Below are 14,261 nucleotides of genomic sequence, written 5' to 3'. Positions count from 1 at the left end.
TTACAGTTCCTGATCAGGAACAGGGCTGAGCATCCTCGCAATATTGATTGCCATCGCCACCAGGGCGCAGATTACTGAAACCAGCACGCCCAACATCAGCCCGTCGGCCTGCCCTACCGTGAAAGCGACACCGACCAGCGCCGTCCCCAGGCTTTGCCCGAATACGCGGGTGGTGGCCTGTATGGCGCCGGCAGCACCGCTGCGATGCCGGGGCGCGCCACCCAGCAGGGCGCGGTTATTGGGCGTTTGGAAAAAGCCGAACCCGACACCGCCAAGCAGCATGGCCACCATGGGCCAAGTAAATGCCACCCCGGGTCCGAACAGCAGCAGCCAACCTACCCCCAGCGCCATACTGCCCGCGCCGATGCCGCAAAGCAACGCGATCGAATAACGCTCGGACAGAGCGGCGGAAACCGGCGCCATAACAGCCACCCCCACTGACCAGGCGCCCAGCAGGATGCCGACTTCGGCGTAGGAATACTGCAGCGTTTTCTGGAAGTAGAACGGCAGGGCGACAAAGGCAGCCATTTGCGCCGCGAACGAAAACGCGGACGCGCCCACGGCATAGGCAATGGGGGTAATGCTGAGCAGGTCGACCGGCATCAATGGAGCCGGCTGGCCCCGCGATCGTCGCACCAGCAGCCAGCCGGCCAGCGTGGCGCCCATCAGGCACAACATACCGGTAGCCGGCGCCGTGACCAGGATATCGAGGCCGGCAATCGACAGCCCGAATACCGGCACGCTAAGCAGGCAGGCCCACCAGTCGAACCGGCCCGCGTTGCGCGGCACATCGGGCAGGTGGCGCGCACCCCATAAAGCGGCAATGCATAAGGGGACGTTGACCAGAAAGATCCAGTGCCATGACGCGGCCGCAAGAATAAAAGCGCCAAGGGTAGGGCCCAGCACCGCCATGACGCCCACCGTCATGGCATTCAGACTTATGCCCTTTGCGAGCCCGCGCAGCGGATAGATATTGCGCACCAGCCCGCCAAACAGACACATGAGCATGGCGGAACTGAGGCCCTGCGCCATGCGCGACAACACAAGCCACGTGAACGAGGCAGCCGTTGCCGAGGTGACGGACGACAGCATGTACAGCACCAGACCCCAGACGAACATGCGGCGAAAGCCGACCCTTTCGGCCACTGCGGACAGTGGCAACAGGCTGGTTACCACGACCAGGCTGTAAGCAATGACGATCCATACGACCAGCGCCGGATCGATGCCGAGCGAACGGCTGATTTCCGGCAGCGCCACATTGACCATGGTGGCATCAAGCACTGTGATGGCAATGGCCAGCAGCAGCATGGCCGCCGCCCAATAGCGCCGGGGCTTGGGCAAGCCGTCGGGCAGGGTGTGCTCTGATAACCGCGCACCCTGCTGGCGCCGGGCAGACGCCTGGCCGCCCTCAGGGGGCGACGATAAGGTCGTATGCGGCTGCGCGCCGGCGCCGCCGCGAGTGACTGTAGAAATAGAAGGCTGTTCGGCGTGGATCTCGGTGTTGATCACTTCAGGCTTTTTTGACCGGGCGACTCCAGCCTTCGATCGTTTTCTGGGAGGCTCTAGATAACGTGAGCTTGCCTGCGGGCGCGTCTTTCGTCAATGTGGTGCCCGCACCGAGTGTTGCGCCGCGACCAACCGTGACGGGCGCGACGAGCTGGGTGTCCGAACCAATGAAGGCGTCGTCTTCAATAACGGTGAGGTATTTATTGGCACCATCGTAATTGCAGGTGATGGTACCCGCGCCAATATTGACGCGCGCGCCCACCCGGGCATCGCCAACGTAGGCAAGGTGGTTGGCTTTGGCGCCCTCGCCCAGCGAGCTCTTTTTGATTTCGACGAAGTTGCCAACATGAGCGCTGTTGCCGATTTCGGCGCCCGGGCGCAGGCGTGCGTAGGGGCCGATCCGCGCATCCGTGCCAATGGTGGCCTCCTGGAGGTGGCTGAACGCATCGATCTGCGTACCCTTGCCCACCACCACGTCGCGCAGTACGCAATGCGGGCCGACACGAGCGCCATCGTGTAATTCGACCTTGCCCTCGAAGACACAGCCAACATCTATATAGACGTCGCGGCCGCAAGTGAGGCTGCCACGCAGGTCGAACCGGGCCGGATCGGCGATGGTGACGCCCTGCTCGAGCAGGCGGCGGGCCTGCTCGGCCTGCCAGCGGCGCTCGAGTTCGGCTTGCTGGATGCGGCTGTTGACGCCCAGTGTTTCCCACGATGCGCCGGGATGCGACGCGTGCACGGGCATGCCATCGCGCACGGACAGCGCGACCACGTCGGTCAAGTAGTATTCGCCCTGCGCGTTGTTGTTGTCGATGCGAGTGAGCCAGTCTTTCAACTGCGCGGTGGGCACCGCCATGATGCCTGTGTTGACCTCGGTGATGCGCTGCTCGTCGGCGCTGGCATCTTTGTGTTCGACAATACGTTCGACTTCGCCGCGCGCGTTGCGCACAATGCGCCCGTATCCTGTGGGGTCGCTTAGTATTTCAGTAAGTACAGCCATGCCGCCTTCGCGCGCTGCAAGCAGCGCCTTGAGCGTGGCGGGCTGCACCAGTGGCACGTCACCGTACAGCACCAGGGTGACGTCGTCAGCCGCGCCCTGGAGCAGGCTGGGCACGGCTTGCTGCACCGCGTGGCCCGTGCCATGCTGCGGACGCTGCAGGGCAAACACCACGCCCTCTCGGCCCTCGAACGCCTGCCGCACCTGCTCGGCGCCATGGCCAACCACCACAATAACGCGGTCGGGGTTCAGTTCGCGGGCATTGTCCAGCACATGGGCGAGCATAGGCTTGCCCGCCAGTGGGTGCAGGACCTTGGGCAGGTCGGATTGCATGCGCTTGCCTAGACCGGCAGCCAGGATAACGATGTTCAGCATTGAGTGATTTGGCCGTGTAGTGGTGTGAGACAGCCTAGATGATACACAGCGTCCGCCGCATCCTGCATGGGCAGGAACCTTTCAAACGCAAGGTTTTGTTTCGGGGCGGCGCACCGCGTAGCGCCGGCCAACCATACGCGGCTCGCACACGCATATCACCCCGCACGCGGTGGAGAACCATGCACAGAGGCCATGGCGACAACGGCCGGGACGGGTGAACCGTTACGCTGGTGCATGAACGGCCAGCCGCTGCTCGGCAACATCCTCCCCAAGATAGCGCCCCGCCGGGAAACAGGGGGAACGCCCCCGGCGCAGGCAGACGATTCGCCGGCCCCGGCGCCCGGCTGGGCTATGCCCCCGTTTTGCGCACCGGACGCCGACGCGCCGTGGCTGCAGGCGCGACGGCATCGCCCGATGCTGTTGCCTTGCTCGCGGTGCGTTTTGTTACGGCCCGCTTGCGTGAGCGTGCCGCTGGCCCCGCTTGCGGGGCTGCCTCTGGCGGCGCACTGCCTGCGGACGCCGTCCTGGCGGCGCCCCCGTTTGGCGTGGATGAACCCTTCATACCAGCGCCACGTTTTTGCGTTGCAGCAGCTGCCTTGCCGGCACTACCCTTCGGCGTTGCCGGTGCCGCCCCACCCGGGCCCGCCTTGGCGGCTTCTGCGCCCTGCAGCGTCGCAGCCGTAGCGGCGGCGAGCTGATCGAATTGGGTGTGCAGCATATCCCACCAGCCTTTGGAGGCGGCCATGGCCTGCTCGGCCAGCGCGGGCGACAGCCCGGCCATGGCGGATGCGTCGCCCGCCTGGGCGCCGGCTGCCGGCCTGCCTGCACCCGCTGGCGCCGCCCCCGGAGCGCCTTGGGCGGCCCCCGCGCCGGCTGCCGTGCCCGCCGACTGCGCCCCAGCAGGCGTTTCAGCGCCCGACGACGGCCCCGCATTGGCAGGCGGCGCCCAGGCAGGCACATCATCACCCGCGCCTGCGGGCCAGTTCGGCCATATTGAGGCGGCCGACGGTGCGCCTGCCTCCGCCGTGCCGCCGGTGCCCGGCTCTGCCGAGCGCCCCGCACCGGCTGCGGCGGTGCCGGCATGTGTGCCCGCATCGCCACCAGACATAGCGCTCCCCATAAATGATTTGAAGGTGGCCAGCGTGGCGCGCTGCACCTCCAGGCCCTGTATGGTGTTGGAGAGCATAGAAAGATTGAGCCGCAGCCAGTTCTCGACCGCGCGCAGGTCGCTGATGCGCTGATCGAGGTCTTCTACGGACATGGGTACGCCCAGCCCTGGTTCGAGCCGGCTTCCCAGGCCTGCCATAGCCTGCCAAGCCTGGCGCATCATTTCCATGCTGGCCAGCAAGGGATTGCTGGCGGTATCGCCACCCTGGCCCAGGCCGGGGAGCACAAAGGGATTCTGGTTGGGAGCAGTCATGAGTGTTCCTTCTGACGGGAATATTGAGCCACCCGCGCAGTGGCGCCGCCCGCAAGGCCGGCAAGCGGCATGAGTAGCGTAAACCGAAGCGCGCGCTTCGTCCATGCGCCACGCGAAGGGCGGGCGACCCTGAACGCGTGCCGTACAATAATAACGATGCTGCATACTGAGCAGGCGCCCGTGCGGGCCATGAGATATAGAGATGCGGCATCCTTGCCCGCGCAGGCCAAGCTCGGCATGTCAGCGCGGGGGTATTTGGTTCCCGTGTTTCCACGTTACTGGCGTTTCCACGCCCACGAAGGCATGACGACAATCACGACAGGCCAATGGATCGTGCTGGCCATTTTCGCGCTGGGGCTGGTCTGTTCGCTGACGCTGTTCACCTGGCTGGTGCGCAGCCTGCGCCGCGAGCGCCAAGGCAACGCCAGCAAACCCACACCGGCGCAGCCACACCAGGCACACGCCGACAGCGCCGCCGATACGCGAAGCAGCACCCGAATCACGTGAACTGGCGCCCAAAATCCCCGACATTTCCCTGCAGGTCGCGATGACTTGCGGTACTCTACACGTTTCAACTTGCTCTTTTGCGGCTCTCGGCCTTGATCATGGATTCCTACACCCTTCCCTACACGTTTTCGCAACGCGCACAGCAACTTACCAGTTCGGCCATCCGAGAAATCCTGAAAGTCACCGAACGCCCTGAAGTCATTTCGTTTGCGGGTGGCCTGCCTTCGCCCAAAGGCTTTCCGGTAGACGCCATCAAGCAAGCCTACGACCGCGTGCTGTCCGCATCGGCCGAATCCGCCCTGCAGTATGGCCCCACCGAAGGATACGCCCCGCTGCGCGAATGGGTCGCCCAGGATCTCAAACGTGTCGGTGCCGACAACATCTCGCCTGGCGAGGTGTTGATCGTGTCCGGCTCCCAGCAGGCGCTCGACATGCTTGGCAAGCTGTTCATCGATCCAGGCAGCAAAGTGTTGGTCGAAGCGCCCAGCTACCTTGGCGCGCTGCAATCGTTCTCGCTGTTCGAACCCGAATACGTGTCGGTGCCTACTGATGGCGGGGGCATGATCCCCGAAGCCCTCACGGCCGAACACACCGCTGGTGCACGCTTTATCTATGCGCTGCCCAATTTCCAGAACCCCACGGGGCTCACGCTCAGCCTTGAGCGCCGCAAGGCATTGGTCGAACGCGGCGCGGCGCTGCAACTGCCCATTATCGAAGACGACCCCTATGGCGAGTTGCGCTACGCCGGCGAGCCACAGCCCGGCCTGCTGGGCCTGGGCCGCGCCGTGGGCGCCACGGTGATCCGCCTGGGCACCTTCTCCAAGGTTCTGGCCCCGGGCCTGCGCCTGGGCTACATCGTCGCGCCGCGCCCCATCATCTCCAAGCTGGTGCAGATCAAGCAGGCAACCGACCTGCATACCGCCACGCTGACGCAGATGGCCGTCTACGAAACCATCAAGGACGGCTTGTTGGCAGAACACCTGCCCGTCGTGCGCAAGCTTTACCAAGACCAGTGCGGCTACATGCTCGACGCCATGGACCGCGACTTCCCCGATACGGTTACCTGGACACGGCCTGAAGGCGGCATGTTCATTTGGGTGACGCTCCCGGCGCACATCGATTCGTCCGAGCTGCTGTCGCGCGCCATCGAACGCAACGTTGCCTTCGTCCCCGGCGCCCCGTTCTTCGCCGGTGTCGAGCCACAGGCCAACACGCTGCGCCTGAGCTTCGTTACCGTATCCGAGGCGCGCATCCGCGAAGGCATCGCCATCCTGGGCCAATTGATCAAGGAAAGCTGATAACCCACCCCGGGGCGCACGCCCCGGGTTTTGCCTGCACCCATGACTCCGGTTCGCGACGCATCCCCAAAAAACTCCAACTTTGCCAAGACGCCCGGCGTGCCGGATCTTTCCGACATGCGCCCCGACGACTGGGTCGAGCGCTGGCTGCCTCGCTCTTGGGGGCCCTACGCCCGCCTGTGTCGCATCGACCGCCCGGTGGGTACATGGCTCACGCTGCTACCCTGCCTGGCCGCACTGGTTCAGGCCGCTGAGGGCTGGCCCACACTGCTGCGTGTGATTGTGTTTTCGCTGGGCGCGCTGCTCATGCGGGGCATTGGCTGCAGTTTCAACGATATCTTCGACCGCAATTTCGACAATCAGGTCGAGCGTACGCGCTTTCGTCCCCTTACCAGCGGCCAGCTGACGCTGCGCAACGCGCTGTGGTTTGTGTTGGGCCAGTTGGTCGTGTGCGCGCTGCTGCTGTTCGCCATCAATGAATACAGCCGATGGCTGGCGATTGCGGTGGTGCCGCTGTCTATTATTTACCCGCTTTGCAAACGCTTCACGTACTGGCCGCAGGTTGTGCTGGGCATTGCCTTCAATTGGGGCATGCTGATGGCATGGTCCGACACGCAGAATACGGTGCCGCTCGCCGCGGTGGCCATGTGGCTGGGCGCGGTGCTGTGGCAGGTGGGCTATGACTCTATCTATGCTTACGTCGACGTCCGCGACGACATCAAGCTTGGCCTGCACTCGACCGCCCTGCGCTTTGGCACCAACGGCCGCGTTTGGATCAGCGGCTTCTATATTGCCACCATTGTGCTGTGGGCGTATGGCGGCTGGGCGATGCGGATGCATTGGCCCTATTTCGTGGTTATCGGCGCGATCGCGGCCCACTTCGTCTGGCAGATGAGTGTGTTCAGCCTGTCTCGCCCAGATCGCAGCTTTATGTTGTTCCGGTCCAATATGGCGGTTGGCGTCATGCTGCTGGCTGCCGCACTGGCGGGTACCGTGTTACCGTTTGCAGCATCGCCTTGACGGCCGCGGCCGCCACCCGTGCGTCCAGGGCATCCCGATCGCATCCACGGGGGCTGTGGCGCATCCAAGCACTGACATAACAAAAAGGCAGACATGACGACGTTTATCGAGTATCTCGCCACCGCACTGTTCGCACTGGCCATTATCCATACGTTCTCCGTCCCTGTGTTCGCCCGGCTGGCGAATCGCAATGGCCCTCACTCGGGGCTCTGGCATATGCTTTCCGAGGTTGAGGCCGTGTTCGGCGTCTGGGCCTGTGTGATGCTGGCCTGCATGGCGCTGGTGTCGGGCTTGGGAACGGCCGTCGAGTATGTCGACACGCGCAACTTCACGGAACCGGCATTTGTGTTTGCCATTATGGTTGTGGCGGCGAGCCGGCCGATCCTGGAAATGGTGAACATCGGCGTGCGCGCGCTCTCGCGCGTGCTGCCGGTGCGGCAGGAGTTGGCCACGTATTTCGTCACGATGTCGTTCGTGCCGCTCGCGGGTTCGTTCATCACCGAGCCGGCCGCCATGACGCTGGCGGCCCTGCTGCTGCGCGATGCCTACTTCGGCCGCTCCGGCCAGGCCGGCTTCAAGTACCTGACCCTTGGCGTGCTGTTCGTCAATGTATCCATCGGCGGCGTGCTCACCGCCTATGCGGCGCCGCCCGTGCTAATGGTCGCCAGTACGTTCGGCTGGGATACCGCCTATATGTTCTCCCACTTCGGCTGGCGCGCTGCGGCGGCTGTCATCATCAACGCTGCGCTGCTCACGCTCATCGTCCGCAAGCACCTGCTTGACGGCGAAATTGGCCGGCGCCCCGAAACCCGCGAGCGTCCGCCTGTGCCGGTGATCGTTATGGCCATTCATACGGCATTCCTGGTCGGCATTGTGCTGGCCGCCCACCATACGGTCATTTTCCTGGGTCTGTTGATGCTTTTTATCGGCTACGCCCATGCTTACGCCCGCTACCAGAACCCGCTGCTGATTCGTGAAGGCCTGATGGTCGGGTTTTTTCTGGCGGGCCTGGTGCTGCTCGGCGGCCTGCAAAAATGGTGGCTGCAAGATTTGCTTGCCGGGCTGTCACCGATCGTGCTGTATTGGGGCGCTACCGCGCTCACGGCCGTCACTGACAATGCGGCGCTCACTTATCTGGGTTCGTTGGTCGAGGGCACTGATGAGATCTGGCGCTATATGTTGGTTGCCGGCGCGGTCACGGGCGGCGGCCTCACGGTGATTGCCAACGCGCCCAACCCGGCCGGCTTCGCCATCCTCAAGGGCACGTTCCCCGACGGTGCCATCTCTCCCATCAAGCTTCTGGGCGCGGCCATTGTCCCCACGCTGGTCGCTGCCGGCATGTTCATGATTCCAAAGACATTTTAATCTGGATTGTGCGTGAATACCACCCGGTTTTTGGGTTCTTTAGCGGGGCGGTTTGTTTTGTGCTTGCGGCGATCTGGGTTCTTTAGCCAGGGCGCCGTGGCGGGGCGGGGCGGTTAACGTAGGTGCCGCCTAGGTGCCCTGGGACGAGGGTGCAAGCGCGGTACGGTTTGAGTGCGGCGTTTTCGAGTGTCCGGGGGACGCTTGATCGCCCGAGTTTGCCGGGCGCCTCGGCTCAGGGCACCTGCGCGGATAGCCTGAAAGGCCACCGCAGTGGTCCCCAACCCGTGCGCGGCGACAGCGACGGGTCAAGAAAGAAAACCGAAGCCGGCGACCGGTCAAAGAAACCTGCGGGGGCACAAAACTCGTCCTGCTGCTGCGTTCATGCGATCCTGCCTCAAAAACGGTAAAATCAATGTTTTTGCGCCTAGCCGCGTTTCGCCCGTTTTTCTCAGCACGGTAGGCGGTCACAGGCGCGCCTTACTGGATCTTTCGGGATTTCCACCGTGCCTATCTACGCCTATAAATGCACCGCCTGTGGCCACGCCCAAGACGTACTGCAGAAAATCTCTGACCCCGTCCTCACCGTCTGCCCCGAATGCGGGCAAAGCACTTATGCCAAACAGGTTACCGCCGCCGGCTTCCAGCTCAAAGGCTCCGGCTGGTATGTAACCGACTTCCGCAACAACGGCAGCAAGGGCACCAGCGCATCCTCGTCGGCCACCGAAGGCGGCGCATCGGCCGGCAGCACCGCCAGCGATGCTTCAGCCAGCTCCGCCCCCAGCACAAGCAGCAGCGCCGGTACTACCGCCTAGCACCCCGCCGCCCGCACGCCAACACCACCCAGAATTTCACTACGGAGTATTCCTCGATGCGTACCTGCTACACCGGCGAGGTCAACAAACAATACCTTGACCAGACAGTCACCTTGTTTGGCTGGGTTCATCGCCGCCGCGATCACGGGGGCGTCATCTTCATCGACCTGCGCGACCGCGCTGGCATGGCCCAGATCGTCGTCGATCCCGACAACGTCCAAGCCTTCTCCACCGCCGAGAACATCCGCAACGAATTCTGCGTGCGCGTCACTGGCCTGGTGCGCCTGCGCCCGGCAGGCACCACCAACACTGATCTGGCCTCGGGCGAAGTCGAGATCCTGTGCCGCGAAATCGAAGTGCTCAACGCGTCCGTCACGCCGCCGTTCCAGCTCGACGACGACAATCTGTCTGAAACTACCCGATTGACGCATCGCGTGCTGGACCTGCGCCGCCCGCATATGCAAAACAACCTGATGCTGCGCTACCGCGTAGCCATGGAAGTGCGCAAATACCTTGACGCCCTGGGCTTCATCGACATCGAAACCCCCATGCTCACCAAGAGCACACCTGAAGGCGCACGCGACTACCTCGTGCCCTCGCGCGTCAACGCTGGCGAATTCTACGCCTTGCCGCAATCGCCGCAGTTGTTCAAGCAAATGCTCATGGTGTCGGGCTTCGACCGCTATTACCAGATCACCAAGTGCTTCCGCGATGAAGACCTGCGCGCCGACCGCCAGCCCGAATTCACCCAGATCGACTGCGAAACCTCATTCCTGAACGAAGAGCAGATCCGCGAGATCTTCGAAGGCATGATCCGCCAGGTTTTCGCCAACACACAAAACACCCAACTGCCCAGCCCCTTCCCCCTCATGACATGGGGCGAGGCCATGCGCCGCTATGGCTCCGACAAACCCGACCTGCGCGTCAAGCTCGAATTCACCGACGTCGGCGACCTGATGACGGATGTGGACTTCAAGGTGTTCTCGGCCCCCGCCAACGATCCGGCCAGCCGCGTCGTAGCCCTGCGCGTGCCCGGCGGTGCCAGCATGCCCCGCAGCGAGATCGACAACTACACCAAGTTCGTGGCCATCTACGGCGCCAAGGGCCTGGCCTACATCAAGGTCAACGACGCCGCCGCCATTCCCGAAGGCTTGCAGTCGCCCATCGTCAAGAACATCCACACCGACGCGCTGCGCCAGCTCATCGAACGCACCGGCGCCCAGAGCGGCGACCTGATCTTTTTCGGTGCCGACAAGGCCAAGGTGGTCAACGACGCCATTGGCGCGCTGCGCGTCAAGATTGGCCACAGCGAGTTCGGCAAAGAAAGCGGCCTGTTCGAAGCGGGCTGGCAGCCGCTCTGGGTCATCGATTTCCCCATGTTCGAATACGACGAGAACGAAGGCCGCTATTTCGCCGCGCACCATCCGTTCACCAGCCCCAAAGACGGCCACGAGAACCTGCTCGAGTCCGATCCCGGCAAAGCGCTGGCCAAGGCCTACGACATGGTGCTCAACGGCTGGGAACTGGGCGGCGGTTCGGTACGTATCCACCGCGCCGATATCCAGCGCAAAGTCTTCAGCGCGCTTAACATCGACGCCGAAGAGGCACGCGTCAAGTTCGGCTTCTTGCTCGACGCGCTGCAGTACGGTGCGCCGCCGCATGGCGGCGTGGCATTCGGCCTCGATCGCCTGGTCACGCTGATGACGGGCGCCGAGTCTATCCGCGACGTCATTGCGTTCCCCAAGACGCAGCGCGCCCAGTGCCTGCTTACCCAGGCCCCCTCGGCGGTAGACGAAAAACAATTGCGCGAGCTTCATATCCGTCTGCGCAATACAGAGGTAAAGTAAGGGAGAACACTTCAGGAGGTCGCCGTGTCGGTCATCCGGGTCGTCAGCTACAACATTCATAAAGGGCGTTCCGCCACCGGTGCCCGCGAATCGTTTGCCGACTTGCGCCTTGGGCTTTATTCACTGCGCCCCGACTTGCTCTTCCTGCAAGAAATCCAGGGGCGCAACGAGCAGCGCTTCAGCCTCAACGCCCAGCACGAATCGCTGGGCGCGGCCCTGGGGCTAAACGCCTGTTATGGCTGCAATGCCATACGCACCCGCACTGACCACGGCAACGCCCTGTTGTCGCGGTTCGCCATCCTCAAGCACGAAAACCAGGATATCTCCGACCATCGGCTGGAGCAGCGCGGCCTGCTACATGCGGTGGTGGACGTGGACGGCGCCCCCGTACACTGCCTGGTCGTACATCTGGGGCTGTTTGCTGGCAGCCGGTCACGGCAGGTGGCCGCGCTGGTCGAACGCATACGCCGCCTGGTGCCCGATGACGAGCCCATGCTCATCGCGGGCGACTTCAACGACTGGCACAATCGCCTGGCGCCACTGTTCGTCCAACAGTTAGGCCTGTACGAGGTTTTCGCCATCGCCCCGCACAATGACACCGCGCCGCGCCGACTGCGCTATTCCGTCAGTAAGCTGCTCAAAATGCCGCAGCGCACCCAAGTCGCCAAAACGATCCACGAACTCGGTGTAAACGGCGCCGCCCGCCTTACTCCACCGCCCCGCACTTTCCCCGCCGCCTTTCCCTGGCTGCGGCTCGATCGCATCTATCAACGCGGGTTTGCCGTGCGCAAGGCGCGCGTGCTGCAGGGTGCGCCGTGGCGACAGATTTCCGACCACGCGCCGCTGTTTGCGGAACTTGAACTCCCTTGACCAGGAGCGCTGCCCGATGTCCATCCCACCAACGTCCGGCGCCAACCGCCTCCTCCCGCCTGCCAATCCGATGGGCTACTCGCCCGCAGAGATGGACCGCCAATACAATGCCCGTGCCGCAGTGCCCGATAGCGAGCACCAATTGCGCGAGTACACCGACCTCAGCGCACAGGCTTGGTCGCGCGTGGACGGCTGGCAGTCGGTGCCCTATGGCGACCACCCTGACGAAATCCTGGACATCTTTCCCGCGCCCGGGTCTGCCGCCGCACCCTGTTTCTTTTTTATCCACGGCGGCTACTGGCGAGCGCTGTCAAAAGACGATGCCAGCTTCATAGCACCTGCTTTCACGTCGGCAGGCGCCATGGTCGTTACGATCAATTATTCGCTCGCGCCCGCCGTCACGCTGTCACATATCCTTGACCAGTGCCGTCGCGCACTGGCCTGGACATGGAAAAACATCGCCCATTACGGCGGCGACCCGGCGCGCATACACGTCAGCGGCCATTCAGCGGGCGGCCAATTGGCTGGCATGCTCCTGGCCGACGGCTGGCAATCCGACCTGGGCCTGCCCGACAGCGTCGTGCACAGTGCCAGCCCGATCAGCGGGCTGTTCGACCTGCGTCCGCTGATCGGTACGCATGTCAACGCATGGACGCAGTTGGATGAACGCACCGCCATTGCGCTGAGCCCGCAGTTTCACCTGCCGCAACGCGGCCGCCCATTGCTGGTGGCCTGGGGCGAACATGAAACGGATGAGTTCAAGCGCCAGAGCCGTGCCTACGGCCAGGCATGGCTGGATGCTGGCTACCCCGCGACGCTGCTGGAAGTGGCCGGCGCCAGCCACTTTAATGTGCTGATGGCACTGCGGAAGGTGGAGTCAGCCATCAGCCGGCACATCCTGCATAGCATGGGGCTTGGCGGGCGCGCCAATTGACTAGACGATGCCGTCTCGACATCTGCGCCTGGGCTGGCACTACGGCAACGAGATTACGCTGCTGCATAACGGCGTTCAGTTCTTCCCTACACTGTGTGACGCCATAGACAGGGCGCACAGCCTGGTCCATCTGGAAACCTATATTTTTTCGTTCGACCGCACGGCACGTTCCGTGCTTGACCACCTGGAGCGGGCATGCCAACGCGGGGTCAAGGTGCGCGTGGTTATTGACGGCTTCGGCAGCAGCGACCACGTCGAACAGGTTTGCGCACGCCTGGAAGCCATGGGGGCGCAATACCGCGTCTACCGCCCGGTGCCGCGACGCCTGCGGCATGTGCGGCTGAATATGCGCATCTTGCGGCGGCTGCACCGCAAGACAGCAGTGATCGACGGCCAGACCGGCTTCGTGGGCGGCATCAACATCCTGGACGACTACGCAGACCTTCCCGACAATGGCCGTGGGCCTGAGCCGCGCTTCGACTATGCCGTGTGCCTGCGGGGGCCCATTGTGGAAGACCTGATACGCGCCCAGGGCGCGCTGTGGCTGCGCATGGCCTGGCGCAGGCGGGACGATTGGGCCGCGTTCTACCAGCGCACCCGCAACTGGCTCAAGGGGCGCCAGTTGCGCGCGGGCCGGCAGCAGCCGGTGTTCACGCCTGGCGTGCGCGCGGCCCTGCTGCTGCGCGACAACATCCTGCACCGCCAGACTGTAGAACATGTATATCTGGCCACGCTGGCGAGCGCCACAGACAACGTGCTGATCGCCAACGCCTATTTCTTGCCTGGCCGCCGGCTGCGCAAAGCCCTGGCTGATGCGGCGGCGCGCGGCGTACGCGTGCGCCTGCTGCTGCAGGGGCATGCGGAATACCTGCTGCAATATCGGGCCACCCGATACATGTACTGGAAAATGCTGGACGCGCGGATTGAGCTGTATGAATACACGGCCAGTTATCTGCACGCCAAAGTAGCCGCCATCGATAATTGCGCTTTAGTGGGATCCTCCAACCTGGATCCGTTCAGCCTGCTGCTCGCGCGCGAGGCCAATGTATATGTGCGCAACGATGCCTTTGCCGCCCAACTGGCACGCACACTGGAAGAGGAAATCGCACGCAACGCACGCCGCGTCACACCCACCGATCTACAACGTCGCGGAAGAATCGGCCACTTCATCGATGGCCTATCCTACCTCATGCTGCGCATCGGCGTGGCCCTGACGGGCAAGTCGTCGGAATACTGATTGGCAAACCAAGGCCGGATGGGCCGCGGTACATGCTGCCCACCCGCCCGATGCCAGGCGCCAGGCACCG

The 14,261-nt window shown here is 63.6% G+C and carries 12 protein-coding genes; 9 read left to right on the top strand and 3 right to left on the bottom strand.

Annotation, left to right across the window (positions count from 1 at the left end):
* The 3 genes from LOL23_RS04840 to LOL23_RS04830 all read right to left on the bottom strand — a co-directional run bounded on the left by LOL23_RS04840 (position 1) and on the right by LOL23_RS04830 (position 4,301).
* Entirely contained in the window at positions 1-1,353 is a 1,353-nt protein-coding gene (locus tag LOL23_RS04840) for an MFS transporter (protein ID WP_237173324.1), read from the bottom strand.
* 157 nt (positions 1,354-1,510) lie between these two features.
* Positions 1,511-2,881 carry a bifunctional UDP-N-acetylglucosamine diphosphorylase/glucosamine-1-phosphate N-acetyltransferase GlmU gene (glmU, locus tag LOL23_RS04835; RefSeq protein ID WP_160978584.1) on the bottom strand — a complete coding sequence of 457 codons (1,371 nt, stop codon included), beginning with the start codon at positions 2,879-2,881 and terminating at the stop codon, positions 1,511-1,513.
* Positions 2,882-3,230: 349 nt separating this feature from the next.
* The gene (locus LOL23_RS04830; RefSeq protein ID WP_237173231.1) at positions 3,231-4,301 is read right to left on the bottom strand and encodes a PhaM family polyhydroxyalkanoate granule multifunctional regulatory protein; all 1,071 of its coding nucleotides are present in this window, start codon (positions 4,299-4,301) and stop codon (positions 3,231-3,233) included.
* Between the two features lie 189 nt (positions 4,302-4,490).
* Here LOL23_RS04830 and LOL23_RS04825 point away from each other — a divergent pair, with 189 nt between their 5' ends.
* The 9 genes from LOL23_RS04825 (at position 4,491) to clsB (ending at position 14,191) form a co-directional block, all read left to right on the top strand.
* The gene (locus LOL23_RS04825) at positions 4,491-4,808 is read left to right on the top strand and encodes a hypothetical protein (protein WP_202411627.1); all 318 of its coding nucleotides are present in this window, start codon (positions 4,491-4,493) and stop codon (positions 4,806-4,808) included.
* 98 nt (positions 4,809-4,906) lie between these two features.
* Entirely contained in the window at positions 4,907-6,106 is a 1,200-nt protein-coding gene (locus LOL23_RS04820; protein WP_237173230.1) for an aminotransferase-like domain-containing protein, read from the top strand.
* A gap of 117 nt (positions 6,107-6,223) precedes the next feature.
* The gene (gene ubiA, locus LOL23_RS04815) at positions 6,224-7,126 is read left to right on the top strand and encodes a 4-hydroxybenzoate octaprenyltransferase (protein ID WP_237173323.1); all 903 of its coding nucleotides are present in this window, start codon (positions 6,224-6,226) and stop codon (positions 7,124-7,126) included.
* 93 nt (positions 7,127-7,219) lie between these two features.
* Positions 7,220-8,491: a putative Na+/H+ antiporter gene (locus tag LOL23_RS04810; RefSeq protein ID WP_160977769.1), complete on the top strand. Its 1,272-nt coding sequence runs from the start codon at positions 7,220-7,222 to the stop codon at positions 8,489-8,491.
* Between the two features lie 503 nt (positions 8,492-8,994).
* A complete protein-coding gene (locus LOL23_RS19010; protein ID WP_160977767.1) occupies positions 8,995-9,303 on the top strand; it encodes an FmdB family zinc ribbon protein in 309 nt (102 codons plus the stop codon).
* A 56-nt stretch (positions 9,304-9,359) separates the two neighbouring features.
* Complete coding sequence (aspS, locus tag LOL23_RS04800) at positions 9,360-11,150, top strand: aspartate--tRNA ligase (protein WP_160977765.1); 1,791 nt, start codon at positions 9,360-9,362, stop codon at positions 11,148-11,150.
* Between the two features lie 24 nt (positions 11,151-11,174).
* Positions 11,175-12,020, top strand: coding sequence for an endonuclease/exonuclease/phosphatase family protein (locus LOL23_RS04795; RefSeq protein WP_160977763.1), 846 nt, complete (start codon positions 11,175-11,177; stop codon positions 12,018-12,020).
* A gap of 16 nt (positions 12,021-12,036) precedes the next feature.
* The gene (locus LOL23_RS04790; RefSeq protein ID WP_439652071.1) at positions 12,037-12,954 is read left to right on the top strand and encodes an alpha/beta hydrolase; all 918 of its coding nucleotides are present in this window, start codon (positions 12,037-12,039) and stop codon (positions 12,952-12,954) included.
* Positions 12,955-12,961: 7 nt separating this feature from the next.
* Positions 12,962-14,191 (top strand): cardiolipin synthase ClsB, encoded by a 1,230-nt coding sequence (gene clsB / locus LOL23_RS04785; protein ID WP_237173229.1) that lies wholly within the window; start codon positions 12,962-12,964, stop codon positions 14,189-14,191.
* Positions 14,192-14,261: the final 70 nt, after the last annotated feature.

Origin of the sequence: Paracandidimonas lactea, assembly GCF_021653995.1 — a bacterium.
Taxonomy (GTDB): domain Bacteria; phylum Pseudomonadota; class Gammaproteobacteria; order Burkholderiales; family Burkholderiaceae_B; genus Allopusillimonas; species Allopusillimonas lactea.
This window is presented reverse-complemented; position numbering and strand designations above follow the sequence as displayed.